This is a genomic window from Diplocloster modestus, from assembly GCF_019042245.1.
GTDB classification, from domain to species: domain Bacteria; phylum Bacillota; class Clostridia; order Lachnospirales; family Lachnospiraceae; genus Diplocloster; species Diplocloster modestus.
Genome location: NZ_JAHQCX010000009.1, coordinates 55,069 through 73,093, shown reverse-complemented (window position 1 = coordinate 73,093; position 18,025 = coordinate 55,069). Strand labels below are relative to the sequence as shown.

Here is an 18,025-nt window from a genome sequence, read left to right as displayed (position 1 = left end):
GCTGACCTCAGTCACTGCTCTCCTATTATTGTTCCGGGTTATCAGGTTATTTCTCTATAATTTATATTACTTCGTTACGATTCACGGTCCGTAAATCTGCCATTGCCTTTTCAATATTTTCTTCCACGCTTCGGTTTTCCTGCTCATAATCGAAGGGCCCATGCTCAAAAACAATATACTCGGCTTCGGGAACATCCATCATGAGCATTTGCGGCGGTACATCTCCTTTATAATCAAAGGGCAGACATACGCCATAACTCCAAAATACTTTTTTCACGATCACGCACCTCTTTTAACGCAAAGGCTAACTTTCTATGCCGCAGATAGTCCCTGAATTGCATTCCCGATATTTCTTTGAATTTTCTCAACGATTATTTGAATTTGCTTCTGCCACTCGTACATTCGTCTGTTTACCTCGTTTCGACCACTCTGTCATTTATTATAAAGAAATCGAGAGCGTATTACTTGATTTTACTTGCTGTATTTTATCCCCGTTCGCATCCAAAAATATACATATTATGTCAATGAGCTGATATTTATGTAACGTATTTAAGAATTTTTATGCAGCACTAATGGAGAATTATCAGAGGATTACTAGAGAATTATTTGACACTGCCGTCAGATAATACTACAATTATATATAGCCGCGCTCTGCGCAATTGCTAAGCATGGATGGAATCACTATCTCAGTCACACATTTATTATGGAAATCTGAATTTAATTTATGTAAATAGGTGGTACTATTATGTTAACAAAAAAGGTGCTGTTGATTTTAGTATTTACAGGTTGTTTCTTATGTGCCGCATGTGGCAGTGGGACGGGTAAAAGCGCAGATACCACTGCCGATATGGATCAAACATTGGATGAGAAAATACCTTATACAGAGGGGAAAGGCAGTTCCTGTCATTTGAAATTGGATCAGGAAGGGGAACAGCATATCATTTTTAAAATGCAAGAGGCGGATGCGTTTGTGATTGATCTGTCCGATCTACAGGGATTCGTGGATATAAATATATATGACCAAGACGAGGAATCCTTGTATGCTTCAGAAAATACGAGCGCAGGTGCTGCGGATCAAAATACGATAAAGGTTCCCGTCACAAAGGGCGGCACCTATACCGTGGTTCTGACAGTCAGCAGGCCCGGCGGAACGATATCCTTAGCGATCGAATAAACCTTGTCATCAGCAAAAAAATAAAAAAGGAACCGGAATCTTTCCATCATCACTGTCTCAACAACCTGCTAAGCAGTTGAGACAGATTGTCCGGAACAGATCCTTTGTTCCTTTTCTTCAGATTATCTGCAGTTTCTCAGTACGGCAACCAGGAAATCCCACATTCTCTTAGTGGAAGAAATACTCAGTTTTTCCTGAGGGCTGTGCACATGGATCATATCCGGTCCCAGGGAAATGCAGTCCATGTCCGGTACTTTTCCGATAAACACACCGCATTCCAGACCGGCATGTACCGCCTCCACCGCCGGCTTCTTCCCGAAGAGATCTTCATAGGTCTGTACCATCATATCCCGCAGCGGGGATTCTTTGCGGAACTCCCATCCCGGATAGTCTCCGGACTCCTCGTATACTCCACCCAGGAACTCGGCCAGATACTGTAGCTTTTGAGCCAGAAATATTTTTTCCGTCTCTACAGAACTGCGGACCGCGAAACTTAAGTTGCAGCACTCGTCGGTCAGTTCCATGATCCCTAAGTTCAGGGATGTCTGTACCAGTCCCTCGATGTCCATGCTCCAGCGGATCACGCCGTTTGGCGCGTGCATCAGAAAGAATACGATACATTCCTGGTTCTTTACATTCAGGACTTTTTTCGTTTCGTTTCCGATCCGTTCGAGCTCTATTTTGATATCAGGATCGCTGGACTTATATTCGTGCTGTACGATTTTCTCCAATCTGGTGACGACGCTTTCCAGATGCTCTGCTTCCCCTTCTTCTATTATTAGGGTTACACAGGCTGAAGAAGGGATCGCGTTGTCTTTTACCCCACCGTTTAGGGCGGCCAGAGAAAATTCCATCTCATCCCCGATGTTGTAAAGGAGCCGTCCCATCAGCTTGTTCGCGTTCAACCGCTCCTTGTGGATTTCGATTCCGGAATGGCCGCCCAGAAGTCCTTTGATCTTCAACTCATAGACCAGACCGGTCCGCTCCGTATATTGGGCTGGAAGGCTGCAAGTCACAGTCAGGCCTCCCGCACAGCTGGTCAGGAAAATACCTTCCTCCTCTGAATCCAGGTTGATTAATTTCCTGCCCTGCAGGACAGAGGCGTCCAGATCTGCCGCGCCCAGAAGCCCGATCTCTTCGTCTGTGGTAAATACTGCCTCGATGGGCGGATGCGCCAGTGTATCGTCGGCCAATACCGCCAGGCAGTAAGCTACGGCGATACCGTCATCCCCGCCTAAAGTCGTCCCTTTTGCGCAGACATAATCGCCATCGATCTGAAGATCCAGCCCGTCTTTTTCCATATCAATAACCGCGTCGGCATCTTTTACGCATACCATGTCCAGATGCCCCTGCAGGACCACCGGCTCCGCGTTTTCATATCCTGCTGATGCCTCTTTGAATATAATCACATTATTACTATCATCCTGTATATAGCGCAGATTGTGTTTCTTTGCAAATTCCACACAGTAATCGCTGATCGCTCCGGTGTTTCTCGAACCATGCGGAATTCCTGCTATTTTTTCGAAATAGTAAAAAACGGACTGTGGCTCTAACTGACTTAGCTTACTCATATGTTTCCCTCCAATTTTCATTTATTTATTTCACTGTTGCCTTATAAAACCTTATCCATAAACAAAGGCATAATACCTGAATGCCGTCCATAAAATGATATTAATCAACACCGCAAAATCATGGGGTTTTTATGAAAAAAGTTTGCTATACCATTCTCGTACTTTTACTGGTTTTATTTTTGTTCTTCCGCCCCATACAGGCTGTGGAGGCTTCCACCACCGGCCTGCTGCTCTGGTTTAATACCATTATTCCTACGCTTCTGCCCTTTATCATCCTGTCGAATATCATCATCCGGCTGGACGCCATGTCCTATCTGACCTGGTTTCTCTCTCCCATCCTGACCAGGCTGCTGGGCATCAGCAAAAACGGATGTTACGCCGTAATCACCGGCTTTCTCTGCGGTTATCCCATGGGCAGCAAGGTCACGGCGGACCTGGTCATGGAGCAGCAGATCTCTCCTGTGGAAGGACAATATCTTTTGAGTTTCTGCAACAATGTGAGCCCCATGTTTATCATCAGCTTCATCGTTACGGTCACACTGAAAGATCCCAGCCTTATTATCCCGTTTCTGGTCATATTATATGCGGCGCCGCTTTTTACCGCTTTTGTCCTGAACCCTTTTTACCGGCATAAAATGCGAACTGCCGGACAGATGGATCAAAAAGAAAAGGCATCAAGACTTCAAATCAATTTCAAAATCATTGATACCTCTATTATGAATGGTTTCGAAACGGTAACCAAGCTGGGCGGCTATATTATTTTATTTGCAATCATCGCCGGCATGGTATCCTCCCTGCCGCTTACATCCGCCTGGATAAAATCCCTTTTTACCGGGATTTTTGAAATCACCAACGGCATTCAGGCCATCGCGCTTACGGATCTTTCTTTCCCGCTGCGCTGCCTGATGATCCTGTGTGTGACCTCGTTCGGCGGGCTGTCCAGTATCGCTCAGACCGAGAGTATGATCAAAGACTCCGGGCTCTCCATCCTACGCTATATCGGCGCGAAGCTTATGTCCACCGGAATTACTCTTCTTCTGGCTGTTCTGTTTCTTCTTCCTCAGATGGGTGCAGTTCTACCCGGTTAGCATTGATAATATCGTAATTGTCCTTCAGCGAATTGATAAAATTCTCATATTTTGCTCCGGAGGTGTCCAGGGTATGGGCGATGATCTTCTGAAGGTTCGCCAGCATCTCATCCGTATACTGGATCGCTCCCAGACGGATGTTGTTGGCGTCCACCGTCGCATTATCTAACAGCGCCTGTGCCTGATTGGTGGCGTTAGCTATGATCTCATTCGCCTGGGTATAGGCCTGCTGCATAATCTCGTGTTCATTGATCAGCTCGTTGGTATGTACGGTGGCTTCCGCGATAATCGCGTTGGCTTTCTCCTGGGCATCTGCGATAATCGCATCCCGGTTGCTGATAATTTTCTGGTACTTTTTGATCTCATCCGGCGTCTTCATCCGCAGCTCCCGAAGCAACTCTTCGATCTCGTCTTTATTCACGATGATCTTGCTGTTGGACAACGCCTGGTATTTACAGCTGTCGATGTATTCTTCAATTTCTTCTATAATCTGTTCGATTCTGCTGCTCATATCGCATTCTCCTTTTCCAATTTCTGCATTTTTGTCTTCACTTTCTCCACAACGACCGACGGCACGAAGCGGGTGATATCACCGCCGTAAGCGGCCACTTCGCGCACCGTGGTAGAGCTTAAATAGGCATATTCCAGACTGGTCGTCAAAAACATGGTATCCACCTGCGGGCACATGATTTTATTGGTCTGCGCCAGCTGCAGTTCATAATCAAAATCGGTCACGGCCCGAAGGCCCCGAACCATCACATTGGCTTTGCAGTCCCTGGCGAAATCCACGGATAATCCCTGAAATGCGGTAATTTCTACATTCGGTATTGCGGATGTTACTTCTCTTAACATCTCCACCCGCTCATCGATGGTAAAGCTGGGGGATTTTGCCCGGTTGTTCAGGACTCCGACGATCAGCTCATCGACCAGTTTGGCCGACCTCTGGATAATATCCATATGCCCGAAGGTTACCGGGTCAAAGCTTCCGGGATAAATCGCTCGAATCATATATTGTTCTCCTTATATCTGCTCCGCAAAAATATGCTTATTGGTTTTGTATCTTTTTTCTTTTATCATCCGAAATCCCAATGATTCCATATAGGAAAAATCGGTCTCGATCGACGCTTCGATCACAATCAGCGTATCCTCGTCCACCAGGGAAGAACCTTTCAGTGCATGCAATACCTGCTTTTCATATTCCTTCCCATAGGGCGGATCCATAAAAATCACAGTAAACGCCGGCTGACCATACAGGGAACGGATTCCGGCGAGCACATCCATGGACAGCACCCTGGCATGCTCAGAAAGCCCCGTAAACGACAGATTTTCCTGAATACAGGCAAGGGCCTGTCTGTTATTTTCCACAAATACAGCTTCTCCGGCCCCGCGGCTTAAGGCCTCGATCCCAATGGCCCCGCTCCCGCTGAACAGATCCAGAAAACGGCAGTCGGCCAGAGCCGGCGCCATAATGTTAAACAGAGTCTCTTTGATTCTATCGGTGGTGGGCCTGGTATCCATGCCCGGTACCGTCTTTAACGGCAGCCTTCTGGCTGTTCCTGCTATCACTCGCATCGTTTTGATTCCATTTCTGAAAATATAAGTTTTACATGCGAAACTTTCCGCTTGAATGAAAAAATACTAATTCCATTATATGGTTGCCTATGGTTGCTGTCAAGTTTTTACACCGGTTCACTGTTTTTACACCGGTTCACCCAGGTAATAAAATCCTCTGCACTCGGTCAGCTTCACCTCTATAATCCTGCCGATCATGGAAGAATCACCCGGCAGATGTACCACGGTGTTGTGGGAGAGCCGGCCGGTTACCAGAGAAGCGTCCTGATGGTTGATTTCTTCAACCAGGACTTTTTGCACCGTCCCCTGGTGTCTTGCCGTTACCTCGCGGGAAATCTCCTGGACCTCTTTTAACAGCCGGTCAAACCGTTCCTTCGCCACCTGCTCCGGCACCTGTTCCGGCATGGCAGCCGCGGGCGTTCCGGTGCGCTTGGAATACAGAAAGGTAAAGGCACTGTCATAACGCACCTTCCGGACCACATCCATTGTCTCCAGGAAATCCTCCTCCGTCTCCCCTGGAAATCCCACGATGATATCCGTGGTCAGCGAGATATCCGGTACGCCGGCCCGGATGCGTTCCACCAGATCCAGGTACTGTTCCTTTGTATAGCGCCGGTTCATTTCCTTTAACACTCTGGTGCTGCCGGACTGAAGCGGCAGATGCAGATGCTTACAGATTTTATCAGAACTGCCCATCACTTCGATCAGCTCATCCGACAGGTCTTTTGGATGGGAAGTCATAAAACGGATCCGTTTCAAACCTTCTATCTTTTCGATTTCCCGCAAAAGTGCGGCAAATGTCATAGGGGTATCCAGGGTCTTTCCATAGGAATTTACATTTTGTCCCAGCAGCATGACTTCCGTCACACCGTCTGCCGCCATCCGCTTTATTTCATTTAAGATATCCCCCGGCTCCCGGCTTCGTTCCCGCCCGCGGACATAGGGTACGATACAGTAGCTGCAGAAGTTATTGCAGCCAAACATAATATTGATTCCCGATTTAAAGGGATATTTTCTCCGGTTGGGCAGATCTTCCACGACCAGGTCCGTGTCCTTCCAGATGTCAACTATCATGTCCTCAGCTTCTATTCTGCTTACCATCAGCTCCGCCAGCTTGAATATATTATGGGTTCCAAACAAGATATCTACAAAACGGTAACTCTTCCGGATCTTCTCCACAACCTCAGGCTCCTGCATCATACAGCCGCACAGGGCGATCATCATATGGGGATGGTCTTTTTTCCAGTGATTCAGGGTGCCTAACCTTCCGTATACCTTCTGATTCGCGTTCTCTCTTACCGTACAGGTGTTATACAATACGAAATCCGCTTCCTCCGAATCAATCTGTTCATATCCCGCTTCCCGCAGAATCCCGGCCAGTTTTTCTGAATCCCGGGCATTCATCTGACATCCGAAAGTCTGGATCGACGCGGTAAGGGGTCGTCCCAGTTCCCTTCCCTTCTCCTCCACATACGCCCGCAGCCTGGCCATATAATAATATTGGCGCTGCGGCTCACTTTGTGGCGGCTGTCCTGTGTCGTTTCTATATCCGCTGTGGTCCCTCTGGCCGCTGTCATATGTATGGCCGCTATCGTTCCTATTATTGCTATCCATCGTTTTCCTCCAAGCTTACACTTTCCTGTCCATTTAGGTATGGGTGAACCTTTTGTCCAATTTCTCTCACTTCACGCTATCCACTTCGTCTATGGTAAGATCCAGCAGCCGCAGCGCATTTTCAGAAAATATCAACTGCTTCTCTTTCTCCGTTAAGGACAGTCCGTTTATAAAATCAACCGTATCCTTCTGTCCATTCCATGGACTGTCCGACGCCATCAGTATCCGGTGGGCCCCATGGGCCCGGATCAGCATCTCCACCTGCCCCGCCGGCATATGCCCGGCCACGAACCCGGTATCCAGCCAGACATTTTCACCAGCCAGATATTCCATCGTCTCCTCCCATTCCCGGAATCCACCCAGATGGGCCAGCACCAATTTCTCAGGCTGTACCTCATTGAGCATCCGGCGCGCCATTCTCGGAAGGCAGTGCAGCTTCTGTTCCCGATCACTCTCCGAACCGCTGTGGATCACGATAACCAGACCCAGTTCCACCGCATAAGAAATCAGCCGCAGCATATGAATATCATCAATATAGAGCTGCTGATATTCCGGGTGGAGTTTAATCCCCTTAAGCCCCAGCTCCTTTACCATTTTAAGCTCTTCCTTATAATGTCCGCTGAGCGGATGCACTGCCCCGAAAGACAGGATCTGCCCCACCGAATGATTGAAAGACTGAGGTGTAATCTCCCGGGCAAACCGGTTAATCGACTGGACCTGTCCCACCCTGGTTATCACTGGGAGCACCACAGATATCTGTACACCCGCCTCCTCCATCGATGCCCGAAGCCCTGAAGCCGTGGCATTCGTATACGGCTTCAATTCATAATTCCCCGCCAGCTTCTCCAAGGTACTCCCGGCTATCTGATCCGGATAAATATGTGTATGAAAATCTATCTTCATCCTCCAATACCACCTTTACAACTTCCTATTTTACACAGGAATGCCCCACATTTCAATCAAAATACCGCTAGTCCAGCCCTTTAATTTTTAATTTCTCCTGGTACATGTTCGCATCGGCTTTGCTGAACAGCTGGTTGAATTTTATTTCTTTTCCGTCTTCCAGGTTCTCGAAGGCATACCCGCAGGCATATTTCAGCTCAAACCGCGGGTCCGGTTCCTGCTTCTCCACCTTTTCATACAGAAGTCTGATACAGTCCTGTATGACCTCTTCCGGCTGATCCACAAACCACACCGCAAATTCGTCACCGCCAATGCGGTAGGTTCTTCCCCTGCCGTCAAAAGCTTCTTTCAGACACTGCGCAAACCCGATGATCATTTTATCCCCGACCCGATGTCCATAGGTGTCATTGGTTAGTTTCAGATCATTCAGATCACATACAACGATCGCTACCGTTTTTATACCCGCCGGTTCCTGTAAGTCTTTTTCAGTCTGGCTATCAAAAGCTGTCCGGTTTTCCAGCATTGTCATGGAATCCAGATACGCCAGCTTCCGGTACGCGATAGCTTCCGCCCTTGTATTCAGAAACAGTAAACTCTTTTTCAACGTTGAAAATCCCAACACGGAAATGAAGCCTAACAGGCCAAGTCTGAAATACAGAGAATTATTATTGTGGGATGAAAAATAAAATTTTACGATACTGAAAATACCAGCCGCGCCTAAGATGGACAGGCCGGTCAGCAGTCCCCGGAGCTCATTATTATGATAGACCTTTTTTTCCCGATAGCACAAAACCCCAATACAGCTGATACTGAACAGCATCAACAGGTGGGTCAGAAGATTGGTCTCAAACAACTCTGCGATTCCCAGGATATACAACAGCACCGACAGGAAAAAATTCAATACAAACAGCAGGCTCAACACGTTTAACAGACGGTTCCCGCCCACAAAAATTTGGCGGATATACTGCAGAAACGGAATGATCATCAGCATAAAAGCAAAAAAGGAACCGATATAAATCACCGGCGCATTTCCGTACCACAGCTGCATAACATTGGTATCTGTCAGAATCCAGGCCGCGGCCAGCAGGGAAAAAACTCCCAGATAAAGGAAGCTGCTTCCGTTGGACGGATATTTCTTTGAATTCATATATACACCGGCCACTATGAAGGTAATCCCCAGTAGTACGATGATAAAGCAAAAGCAGAGTGAATTAAAATTCTGCTGGAATACATGAAAAACTGCCGCACTTTTGGTTCCCAGGTATACCGGATAAAAATTGTAATTATAATGATGGAATCCTTCGGGGCATACCGCCCGGATACTGAGCTGTTTCCCCTGCGCGTCTTCTGGAACCGGAATCAGATTCGTCACCGATCCGAAGACATCTCCGAATGGCGTATGACCTTGATTCCCATATTCGTATATTAACCGATTGTCCAGATATACCTGTATATACTGGTGATCGGCTATATACATGATTACACCTTCTGACGGCAGCACTTCGGGCAGAACGCAGGACAGCGTAACTTCTTTTCCTTCTGATTTTAAAGCAAAAGGAAACTGGGTAACCGCATGGGATTCCCCGTCTGCGTTGTAGGTCCAGCCCTCGGAAAGGGGCTCCATGGAGTCCTGAATTAATTGTACATTCTGAGTCTGAAAATTACATGCCACCCATAACAGCACCGCCATTGCCGCTATACAGGCAGTTCCCAGCACGAAGGGCATGATCCACTCTTTTTTATTTTTTATCATAGTCCTCATCCCTTCAGAAGAACTTTTTCTTCCTGAATATATAGATACAAAGCAGAATGATTAAAACACTGACCAGAATAACCAACGGATATCCAAACTTCCAGTTAAGCTCCGGCATACCGGCAAAATTCATTCCATACCAGCCGGTGATCAGCGTCAACGGCAGAAAAATAGTCGTTACACCGGTCAGAAATTTCATGATCGTGTTCTGTTTTACGTCCACCTGGGCCTGGTAAAATTCCCGGACCTGCATGGAATACTCACGCAGCATCTGGCACTCACCGTACAGCCGGCTCATTTTATCCGACAGATAACGAAAGTATCTGTTTTCCACGAAGAAATCGTTCTCACTATCCTGAAAACAATCTGCCAGATCCTGAAATTGGGCATAATAATTATGCAGATATAACAGTTCTTTGCGGATATGTACCATCTGGTGGTTAAAATTCGTCACTTCCCCATCCATAGCACGCTCTTCCAGCTGTGTGATCCGGTCCTCTAACTCTCCCAGATATTCCAGATCGTTTTGTACAAAGCTCTCCAGAAGTTCTGCCAACAGACGTTCCAGGTTCAATACCCGCCCGCCGTATCTGGGCGTAAAGGCAGAAAGCAGAAAAGCAGCAGCCTCGTTTTGCACTACAATAACCAGGAGCTTCTCTCTGATCAGCATGGTCAGTTCGGCATATTCTTTGCGGATGTTTTTCTGCAGGGGAATATGGAATGTGCAGAATAAATAATCTTCATAATCCGCGTACTTGATAAAGCGGATCGCTTTTCCAGCCTCCAGCAGCTTTTGCTGTTCTCCCGTCATTACTTTTAACCGTACCGCCTCCGGTTCATCCAGCACGGCGATACTGACCGCAGCCTCTGAACTTGGGAAGCGCTCTGTCTCGTATATTTTATCTTTTATACAGTAATAATGGTTCGGCCGGAAAACAGCCATACGATCCGCTCCTTTTTTGTGTCCTGTCATATTTTCAGCAAACAATACTATTTTAGTTTATCTCCTGGGCCGGTAAAAGTCAATTCCGCCTTACCGGTCCAGGCTTATGAAACCGGTGGCGGTGTGCTCCAGAAAGGTTTTATCATGCTCCACCAAAATCATGGCTGGTTTAAATTTTAAAATCAGTTCCTCCAGTTGAATCCTGGACAGCACGTCGATATAATTAAGAGGTTCGTCCCAAATATACAGATGCGCCGGCGTACACAGGCTTCTGGCAAGCAGTATTTTCTTCTTCTGGCCCGCACTGAATTCTTCGATCCGCTTTTCAAACTGCTCCCTCGAAAAATCCAGTTTACGCAGAACAGCTTTAAACAGGGTTTCATCCAGATCATTTTGTTCCACAAAATCCGCCAGTTCCCCTTTTAAAAAGGAAGTATCCTGCTCCACATAGGAGATGATAAGTCCGCTTGCCTCTGTCAGCTGTCCCTGATGAGGGATATCATAACCGGCCAGGAGCTTTAATACGCTGGACTTTCCAGCCCCGTTGCGTCCGGTCAGCGCTATTCTCTCACCGGCATTCACACTAAAATCCAAAGGTCCGCACACAAGCTTCTCCGAATATGCGATTTCGATCCCTGAGGCCTCAATCAGCCGCCTGTTATGATGCTGCAGCGGGCAGAGCATCAGTTCAGGGGCCTTCTCCACATTTTTCAGCAGACCAGCCTTATCCTCCAGCGCTTTCTCTTTGCGGGCCTTGGCGGCCTTCGCCCGCTTCATCATCTTTTCCGCCTTGTGCCCGATAAATCCCCGGTCTGGCCGGAGCCCGGAATTCCGGGTCCCGTACTTTGTCTTTTCCACCTCGTCGGACCAGCCCGCAGTCCGCCTGGACGCTTCAGTCATATGTCGGATTTCTTTTTTTAACTTCTCATTTTCCGACATCTCAAAGCTGGTCTGATATTCCATATTCTGCCGCCAACTGGAAAAATTCCCCTGCTGGATCTCAATATTCGTCTTGTTAATAGAGAGAATGTGGTCAATGCAACGGTCCAGGAATGCCCTGTCATGGGATACCAGAATAAACCCCTTCTTTTTATCCAGATAAGCACTGACTACCTCTCGGGCATGCAGATCCAGATGATTCGTAGGTTCATCGATCAGCAGAAAGTGGTTTTCTCTCAGAAACAAAACAGCCAGCATCACCTTCGTCTGTTCCCCGTTACTCAGAGTACCAAAAGGCCGGTACAGCACATCCTCATCCAGTTCCAGCAGTGAAAGCTCCCGGCTCAGTTTCCAGTACTCATAATCCGGAAGGATATCCCCGACCAGCTCCAGCGTGTCCATGCCGTAATCCGGCACTTCAAATGGGAAATAATCGAACACCACCGAAGCGGAAATCGTCCCCTGATATTCATACTGCCCCATAAGCAGCTTCAGGAACGTGGTTTTCCCCCGGCCGTTCCTGCCGGTAAATCCAAGCTTCCAATCCGTATCTATCTGAAACGACACATCCTCAAAAATAGGGTCATAACTCCCCTCATATTCAAACGTTAATTTTGATACACAAATCAATGACATCATATACCTCCGTTTCCTGCACCTGTGCGCATATCCTTCATTTTTACGCAAAAAAATGATGCAAGAAAGCCGCTTCCTGCATCCATACCAGCGCAGTCCGTACCCGCCTGAAAAAATCCCTGCGGACCGAACAGACCCATATGATATCGACTAATAAAAAAGAGGAAAAGGATACAGCCTTCTTGCCCGAAACAGCCAAAAGCACCGGTTCTCACCGGTTCTGACATATTCCGCTTATTCAACTACCTATTTTAGCAAGAAGTAATCCGCATCTTTCCACTCCGTTCTATTTTAAAATCTATTACGATTATAAACTCCCCCTTCGCCCCTTGTCAATAGATGGTTTCCATCCCAGGCGGGGACAATCCCACCGTCTTGTCAGATTTCAGAAAATATGGTTTAATGGTATAAATTCATTACGGAAAAGAGGTCTCTTTTATGTCTATTGAAATTGCCAGGGATTATCTCAGGAAATGGAATCTGGACAGCCGGATTCAGGAATTTGATGTTAGCAGCGCTACCGTAGAGCTGGCCGCCGAAGCCGTTCACTGCATTCCAGCTAAAATCGCGAAAACTCTCTCCTTTCAAAAAGAAGACGGCTGTATCCTGGTGGTCACCGCCGGTGACGCCAAGATTGACAACCGCAAGTTTAAGGATACTTTTGGCCGGAAAGCCACGATGCTGAAACCGGAGGAAGTCGTACTCTACACCAACCATTCGATCGGGGGGGTATGCCCCTTCGGCGTTGGTCCCAAAGCGGAAATTTATACCGATATTTCGCTGAAACGTTTTGACACGGTTTATCCCGCGGCCGGGAGCGCCAACAGCGCAGTTGGACTCACTTGCGACGAACTCTTTCAGTGTGCCAACAGTATTAGCTGGGTCGATGTCTGTAAGAATTGGGATCCGTCCTCCGATACAGTTCCTCCTCATCAATGACCTCGATGCCTCCGCGGAACAGCCGGACGACTCCCTCCTGCTGGAAATATTTCAGCATCCTGGTTACCACCTCCCGGGCAGACCCCAGATGAGACGCAATTTTTTCCTGCGTGATGTGTAAGGTCGCAGAATCCTCGATGGCGATCTGTTCCATGAGAAAATTAGCCAGCCGTTTGTCAAAGCTGGTAAATAATACCTGTTCCATCACCCACATGACATCGGAAAACCTGGAGGCCATCAGTTCGTTCAGGAAGCTTTTCACCGGAAGAAGCGTATCTGACATTTTGGATACGACAGTCATAGGAATCAGATACGCCTGTGTGTCCTTTTCCACCTCGATATGTACTTCAAATGTGATATTTTTCATCATGCAGGAAGCGGTCATGATGCAGACGTCCCTCTCGAAGAGACGATACAGCGTGATTTCCCGTCCGGTCTCCGAGATAAAATAGGTCCGGATCTGGCCGCTCTTTAACAGGAACAAGCCGGAACAATCCTGATCTCCCCTGTGGAGCCAGGTCCCGGCTTTGAATTCCTGCAGTTTCATAGCGTCAGCCAATTCTTTCTGATTCTGCCCGCTTAATTCTTCCCAGAAGGGAAGTGTTTCCTTTACATATACGATCTCAGCTTCTGACAGCATTTTTCCATCACACCTTTAATGAATTCCAGCAATCAATCTGTTACTTATTATATAACATATTCAGATGCATTGCCAGAAAAACACGGTCAGAAGAAATTTTTTCGCTGTGGGCCCGCAAACAGCTGTTTTTTTAGTCGATCATATTTAAGATTGCTTTCTTAGAACGCACTCCCACGGATTTATCCACGTTTTTCCCGTCTTTAAATACCATAAGGGTAGGTATGCTCATAATCCCCAGCGCCTCGGCCAGTTCCGGCTGTTCATCGATATTGACTTTCGCCACAGTGGCTTTATTTTCCACTTCCTGCGCCACCTGATCCACGATGGGTGAAAGCATTCTGCAGGGACCGCACCAGGTAGCCCAGAAATCCAGCAGAACTGTTCCTTCCTTCTCCAGTACTTCTTCTTTAAAATTCTGTTTCGTAATATGTTTGATTGACATAATCGTTCTCTCCTTTATGAATTAATTTATTTTACACTGTTATAATAGCGCAAAAGGAGAAAAAGGTTCTGTAACTAAGTCACATTTCACAATCTGCCCAAACATCCAGCATTTTCATCGGGTCCATAGACTCCCGGGTCCATTCTTCCGCCATCTCATTTCCCTCGTTTTCCATCTGTCTTAAGAACCCGGCCGGCAGCACCGCTAACTGTTCTATCTTCCCCACGAACTCATCGGTATAATACTGGGGCTTCTGCAGTACCGCGGTACAAATCAGCTGCACACTATTATCAAGCATGAATTCCCGGACATCCGCTATTCCCCGCCAGGCCTGTGCAAACAGGCGTGCCGCAAAACCCAGAAGCCGTCCGACCGCCTCCGCCAGTTCTCCGCCCGCCGCCATCTTCGTCATATAAGTCTGATGTCCGTTCTCCAGGTCCTCCTGTACATCCTGCAGCTCATCCGCCAGCTGCAAAAAGAACCCAAACCCGGTCAAAAAATAGATATCCTGCCGGTTCATATGTCCATTTACAAGGCACTGATCTACATAGATGGAAGCTCCGCCTTTATAGACTGACACCCGGAGCAGCTCTTCCTCCCCAAGTTTCTTTGCTCCGTGCTGTCCAAGGCTGCCCAGCTGCGCATCATAAATAATCATCAGAAAATCATACAGCTCTTCAAAATCCTTTCTGGGATAAACCTGCTCAATCACATCGATCAGCCCGCACACCTTTTCTTCCAGCCTATCCTGCGCCTTCACATCTTCTCCCAGCAATTTTCTTACCAGCATATCATTAAATCTTTTTTTCTGCGCACTGCTGTAATCTCCATCCAGAAAATTATCCGTATAGGGATACAAAAGGCTATAGCTCCAGATGGCCCGCTGAAACCATTCCCCTTCTCCTGCCGCCAGTGCCAGCATAAAATAGACGAAATAATTCTTAAGCCCCTGCACTAGTTCCTCCATCCCAAGCTCCCGGTCATACCGCCTGGTCTGCCGGAAATATTCCTTCGTCGCCTCCAGGAACTGCCGCCTTACCTCCGCCGGAAGCTTCCCCATCTGAAAGATCACATCATGCTCCATAGACTCAAGCACCGTGCGCTCCCCCTGCTCCTTCCACTTCTTCTGTGCGGACACCGCCTGCGGGAAATCCTTCATGTGCTTGCGCATCCTGTGCAAAGCCGCCGTCCCCCTTTTCGCGTTTTCCCCTCTCTGCTTCTCCGAAACCGGGCGTAATTCCTCCCCGGGCACTTCCGCTGGAATTTCTCTCCACAGCTCCAACACGCGCTCCAAAGCCCCGTTTACTCCGAACTCTTCCTCTTCCAACGCTCTCTTCCAGCTCTCCATACCGCTGTGCCCTCCTTATACCTTTGAATCCCCTCACCTGCGCTCAAATCTCTGTATGCTCTCCATCATACCAGATTTGTCTTCTGACATCCAACTCTTTTATTTTATATGTCATCCTCCATCGATCATCCATTTATGCTGCTCCCGGTAATAAAAAAGGGTGATCTGTTTTTTCAGGCCTCCGGTTATGATATCACAAAGGAATACCATCACCGGTATTCCCGCCCATTTTTCCTCTTTTGTATATTCCACCTGTTCCACCCGGAAAGTCCGCAATTGATGTTCTTCATCCTCCAGGCGGATGTAATTCGGTTTTATCTTCCCCAGTGTATTGAATGTGGCAATCACATCAATGGGGATTCTCACTCAACGCTCACCTCCTGATAATTTACGCTCTTTTTTTCCCTGCTGATGCCGCCTGCCATATGGCAGATCGGACTGTTCAGATATACGGCCCGCTTAAGGGAGTCTTCCCCGAACCGGTCCCGTATCTCATCGGCTGTACGGTCAATATCCTGAAGTTTTTTCAGGCGGTTCCATCCAAACAGCAAGATCTGCTGTTCCTCCGGCTTCGGAACGATTCCCGAGGTGTGTACCCCCAGATGCCGGACCGGCATACCGTTCCAGCTCTCCCGAAATAATCTGGCGGCTGCCTTTGCAAGTATGCTGGTCACATCTGTCGGCTCATCCAGATGCATCTGATGGGAAATCCTTTCAAAATCCGCATAAACGATGTCCACCGCCACGACACTGCAGATTACCCTGTCTTTTCGGAGCCTGCTTCCTACTGTTTCACACAGTGCCTGCAGCACATGATCCGCCATCTCATGGCTTTTTGCGTCAAAGGGCATCGTCATGCTGTTTCCGTATCCTTTGTTGGCCGGGATCTCCTCCAGCACCTTTGCGGCATCGATTCCATTGGCGAACTGATGGATCAGAAGACCATGTTTTTTTAAATGTGCTTTCAACAGAGATGGATCCGCCTGTGCCAGTTCCCCGATCGTCCGGATTCCCAGCGAAAACAGCTTTCTCGTAGTGGCCCGGCCCACAAAAAAGAGCTCTGAGACAGGCAGCGGCCACATCTTTCGGCGGATCTCATGAGGGAACAGGGTGTGGACCATATCCGGCTTTTTCAGGTCCGAGGCCATCTTCGCCAGCAATTTGTTGGAGGATACCCCTACATTTACGGTAAATCCCAGTTCCTCGCGGATCGTGCGCCGTATCAGCTGGGCAGCCGCTGCCGGAGAACCATACATACCGCAGGTTCCGCTCATATCACAGTAAGCTTCATCGATGGAATATTGCTCCACCACCGGTGAAAAACGCCTTAAGATCTCCATGAAGGCTGCCGAACAGGTATCGTAGAGATCATAGTGGGGCGGTACCAGTTCCAGTCCGGGACATTTCTTCAGTGCTTCTCCGATCAACTCTCCTGTCTGAATTCCGTATCTTTTGGCCGGTGTTGATTTGGCCAGAATAATTCCATGGCGTTTTCTCACGTCCCCTGCCACCGCACAGGGGATGTCACGCAGGTCTTTTGTACCGCCCAGCACCCGCAGACGGTAAACCGCCTCCCAGGAAAGGAAGGCTGCATTGACATCGATATGGAAAATAATCTTTTCGCACATATGTTCACTTCCTAACGTTATGGATATTTAATGTCCATTCCTATTTTTTATTGCTATGAGCACTTGATGCCCGTATTTTGGGCATTTACGTGCGATGCATGAAAAATAGTCAGCGAGGTTTTTTCGAGCGCTACTATTTTTTATAGTATAGCAAACATATGTTCTTTTGTGAAGTGGAAGATTCTGTTTATAAAAGAAGATTCGTTTATAAAAACGGAAGCCTGGCCTGTTCGAACTCGCAGAATTTCTCCAGCTGATAGGGTTCCTGCGACAGCATTCCTCTCGCTCTGCGCTCATCCAGAATCCAGTCCTTTAATTCCTCTTTTTGAAGCAGCAGCGGCATCCGGTTATGCACATCCAGCATGGAGGCGTTAGCCTGGGTTGTCACGATGACGAAACGCACCTCCTGGCCATTCTGCTGATAAAGCCCCGCCATATAGAGTACCTCTGCGTCCGGATTTCTGAAATAAATTTTGTTTTTTCCGGTATCCCACTCATAAAAACCGCTGGCCGGGATCACACAGCGGCGCTGTTCCATACAGGCCCGGAAGGTTTTCTTATCCAGCACAGTTTCCGCCCGGGCATTGATCAGAACGCCTTTGCCGCTGAATCCGGGGAATCCCCAGACAGCGGCCTCCGGTTCCATCTGCCCGCTTGCCGGCATCCAGACCGGAACCAGATTCGTGGGATAGATCTCCCCCCTTTTCAGGCTGACTTCCGCTGTTTTCTGCTCTATTTTTTCTATCATGCTGCGGATTTCCACCGAAACCTCATCATCGATCTGATATCTGCCGCACATTTTATACCGCCTCCTGCATACAGCCATTTTTTTGTC

Annotated in this window: 18 protein-coding genes and 1 pseudogene; 3 read left to right on the top strand and 16 right to left on the bottom strand. The window is 47.9% G+C overall.

Features of this window, described 5'->3' with window-relative positions; translation table 11 throughout:
• Positions 1–94: 94 nt before the first annotated feature.
• Positions 95–256, bottom strand: a pseudogene (locus KTH90_RS25120) (AraC family transcriptional regulator); the annotation flags it as partial.
• A gap of 489 nt (positions 257–745) precedes the next feature.
• Here KTH90_RS25120 and KTH90_RS13950 point away from each other — a divergent pair.
• Entirely contained in the window at positions 746–1,174 is a 429-nt protein-coding gene (locus tag KTH90_RS13950) for a PPC domain-containing protein (protein ID WP_158353813.1), read from the top strand.
• A 122-nt stretch (positions 1,175–1,296) separates the two neighbouring features.
• Here the strand turns inward: KTH90_RS13950 and KTH90_RS13945 are convergent, their stop codons facing one another.
• Entirely contained in the window at positions 1,297–2,745 is a 1,449-nt protein-coding gene (locus KTH90_RS13945; RefSeq protein WP_238726951.1) for an aminoacyl-histidine dipeptidase, read from the bottom strand.
• A gap of 131 nt (positions 2,746–2,876) precedes the next feature.
• Between KTH90_RS13945 and KTH90_RS13940 the strand changes: the two genes are divergently transcribed.
• Entirely contained in the window at positions 2,877–3,833 is a 957-nt protein-coding gene (locus tag KTH90_RS13940) for a transporter (protein ID WP_238726950.1), read from the top strand.
• Here the strand turns inward: KTH90_RS13940 and KTH90_RS13935 are convergent.
• From KTH90_RS13935 to abc-f, 8 genes are all read right to left on the bottom strand, one after another.
• The gene (locus tag KTH90_RS13935) at positions 3,772–4,344 is read right to left on the bottom strand and encodes an ATP synthase subunit B family protein (RefSeq protein WP_158343099.1); all 573 of its coding nucleotides are present in this window, start codon (positions 4,342–4,344) and stop codon (positions 3,772–3,774) included. The two genes, KTH90_RS13940 and KTH90_RS13935, sit on opposite strands and share 62 nt — an antisense overlap.
• Entirely contained in the window at positions 4,341–4,841 is a 501-nt protein-coding gene (gene coaD / locus KTH90_RS13930; RefSeq protein ID WP_158353806.1) for a pantetheine-phosphate adenylyltransferase, read from the bottom strand. Before coaD ends, KTH90_RS13935 begins: the two co-directional genes overlap by 4 nt.
• Positions 4,842–4,853: 12 nt before the next feature.
• Complete coding sequence (rsmD, locus tag KTH90_RS13925) at positions 4,854–5,429, bottom strand: 16S rRNA (guanine(966)-N(2))-methyltransferase RsmD (RefSeq protein ID WP_408626291.1); 576 nt, start codon at positions 5,427–5,429, stop codon at positions 4,854–4,856.
• A 102-nt stretch (positions 5,430–5,531) separates the two neighbouring features.
• Positions 5,532–6,896, bottom strand: a complete 1,365-nt coding sequence (gene miaB, locus KTH90_RS13920; protein ID WP_238726985.1) for a tRNA (N6-isopentenyl adenosine(37)-C2)-methylthiotransferase MiaB — start codon at positions 6,894–6,896, stop codon at positions 5,532–5,534.
• Positions 6,897–7,085: 189 nt separating this feature from the next.
• The gene (locus KTH90_RS13915) at positions 7,086–7,922 is read right to left on the bottom strand and encodes an amidohydrolase family protein (protein WP_158353800.1); all 837 of its coding nucleotides are present in this window, start codon (positions 7,920–7,922) and stop codon (positions 7,086–7,088) included.
• A 67-nt stretch (positions 7,923–7,989) separates the two neighbouring features.
• Entirely contained in the window at positions 7,990–9,675 is a 1,686-nt protein-coding gene (locus KTH90_RS13910) for a GGDEF domain-containing protein (RefSeq protein WP_238726949.1), read from the bottom strand.
• A 13-nt stretch (positions 9,676–9,688) separates the two neighbouring features.
• Positions 9,689–10,618 carry a magnesium transporter CorA family protein gene (locus tag KTH90_RS13905; protein WP_238726948.1) on the bottom strand — a complete coding sequence of 310 codons (930 nt, stop codon included), beginning with the start codon at positions 10,616–10,618 and terminating at the stop codon, positions 9,689–9,691.
• 90 nt (positions 10,619–10,708) lie between these two features.
• Complete coding sequence (gene abc-f / locus KTH90_RS13900) at positions 10,709–12,193, bottom strand: ribosomal protection-like ABC-F family protein (RefSeq protein WP_158353996.1); 1,485 nt, start codon at positions 12,191–12,193, stop codon at positions 10,709–10,711.
• A gap of 438 nt (positions 12,194–12,631) precedes the next feature.
• On the opposite strand from abc-f, the gene KTH90_RS13895 reads away from it, so the two are divergent.
• Positions 12,632–13,132 carry a YbaK/EbsC family protein gene (locus tag KTH90_RS13895; protein ID WP_158353795.1) on the top strand — a complete coding sequence of 167 codons (501 nt, stop codon included), beginning with the start codon at positions 12,632–12,634 and terminating at the stop codon, positions 13,130–13,132.
• On the opposite strand, the gene KTH90_RS13890 is transcribed toward KTH90_RS13895, so the two are convergent.
• The 6 genes from KTH90_RS13890 to KTH90_RS13865 all read right to left on the bottom strand — a co-directional run bounded on the left by KTH90_RS13890 (position 13,068) and on the right by KTH90_RS13865 (position 17,989).
• Positions 13,068–13,772 carry a Crp/Fnr family transcriptional regulator gene (locus tag KTH90_RS13890; protein ID WP_158353793.1) on the bottom strand — a complete coding sequence of 235 codons (705 nt, stop codon included), beginning with the start codon at positions 13,770–13,772 and terminating at the stop codon, positions 13,068–13,070. The two genes, KTH90_RS13895 and KTH90_RS13890, sit on opposite strands and share 65 nt — an antisense overlap.
• A 130-nt stretch (positions 13,773–13,902) precedes the next feature.
• Positions 13,903–14,214 carry a thioredoxin gene (gene trxA, locus KTH90_RS13885; protein WP_158353791.1) on the bottom strand — a complete coding sequence of 104 codons (312 nt, stop codon included), beginning with the start codon at positions 14,212–14,214 and terminating at the stop codon, positions 13,903–13,905.
• A gap of 79 nt (positions 14,215–14,293) precedes the next feature.
• A complete protein-coding gene (locus tag KTH90_RS13880) occupies positions 14,294–15,562 on the bottom strand; it encodes a hypothetical protein (RefSeq protein ID WP_238726947.1) in 1,269 nt (422 codons plus the stop codon).
• A gap of 111 nt (positions 15,563–15,673) precedes the next feature.
• Positions 15,674–15,928, bottom strand: coding sequence for a hypothetical protein (locus KTH90_RS13875; RefSeq protein ID WP_158353788.1), 255 nt, complete (start codon positions 15,926–15,928; stop codon positions 15,674–15,676).
• Complete coding sequence (locus tag KTH90_RS13870) at positions 15,925–17,190, bottom strand: DNA polymerase Y family protein (RefSeq protein ID WP_158353786.1); 1,266 nt, start codon at positions 17,188–17,190, stop codon at positions 15,925–15,927. Before KTH90_RS13870 ends, KTH90_RS13875 begins: the two co-directional genes overlap by 4 nt.
• 205 nt (positions 17,191–17,395) lie before the next feature.
• On the bottom strand, positions 17,396–17,989 hold the full coding sequence (locus tag KTH90_RS13865) for an SOS response-associated peptidase (protein WP_238726946.1): 594 nt from the start codon (positions 17,987–17,989) through the stop codon (positions 17,396–17,398).
• Positions 17,990–18,025: the final 36 nt, after the last annotated feature.

Excerpts from the sequence above, each read along its gene's own strand:
- KTH90_RS13950 (WP_158353813.1), top strand. The coding sequence starts at position 746 with ATGTTAACAAAAAAGGTGCTGTTGATTTTAGTATTTACAGGTTGTTTC.
- KTH90_RS13945 (WP_238726951.1), bottom strand. The coding sequence starts at position 2,745 with ATGAGTAAGCTAAGTCAGTTAGAGCCACAGTCCGTTTTTTACTATTTC.
- KTH90_RS13940 (WP_238726950.1), top strand. The coding sequence starts at position 2,877 with ATGAAAAAAGTTTGCTATACCATTCTCGTACTTTTACTGGTTTTATTT.
- KTH90_RS13935 (WP_158343099.1), bottom strand. The coding sequence starts at position 4,344 with ATGAGCAGCAGAATCGAACAGATTATAGAAGAAATTGAAGAATACATC.
- coaD (WP_158353806.1), bottom strand. The coding sequence starts at position 4,841 with ATGATTCGAGCGATTTATCCCGGAAGCTTTGACCCGGTAACCTTCGGG.
- miaB (WP_238726985.1), bottom strand. The coding sequence starts at position 6,896 with ATGGCCAGGCTGCGGGCGTATGTGGAGGAGAAGGGAAGGGAACTGGGA.
- KTH90_RS13915 (WP_158353800.1), bottom strand. The coding sequence starts at position 7,922 with ATGAAGATAGATTTTCATACACATATTTATCCGGATCAGATAGCCGGG.
- KTH90_RS13910 (WP_238726949.1), bottom strand. The coding sequence starts at position 9,675 with ATGATAAAAAATAAAAAAGAGTGGATCATGCCCTTCGTGCTGGGAACT.
- KTH90_RS13905 (WP_238726948.1), bottom strand. The coding sequence starts at position 10,618 with ATGGCTGTTTTCCGGCCGAACCATTATTACTGTATAAAAGATAAAATA.
- abc-f (WP_158353996.1), bottom strand. The coding sequence starts at position 12,193 with ATGTCATTGATTTGTGTATCAAAATTAACGTTTGAATATGAGGGGAGT.
- KTH90_RS13895 (WP_158353795.1), top strand. The coding sequence starts at position 12,632 with ATGTCTATTGAAATTGCCAGGGATTATCTCAGGAAATGGAATCTGGAC.
- KTH90_RS13890 (WP_158353793.1), bottom strand. The coding sequence starts at position 13,772 with ATGCTGTCAGAAGCTGAGATCGTATATGTAAAGGAAACACTTCCCTTC.
- trxA (WP_158353791.1), bottom strand. The coding sequence starts at position 14,214 with ATGTCAATCAAACATATTACGAAACAGAATTTTAAAGAAGAAGTACTG.
- KTH90_RS13880 (WP_238726947.1), bottom strand. The coding sequence starts at position 15,562 with ATGGAGAGCTGGAAGAGAGCGTTGGAAGAGGAAGAGTTCGGAGTAAAC.
- KTH90_RS13870 (WP_158353786.1), bottom strand. The coding sequence starts at position 17,190 with ATGTGCGAAAAGATTATTTTCCATATCGATGTCAATGCAGCCTTCCTT.
- KTH90_RS13865 (WP_238726946.1), bottom strand. The coding sequence starts at position 17,989 with ATGTGCGGCAGATATCAGATCGATGATGAGGTTTCGGTGGAAATCCGC.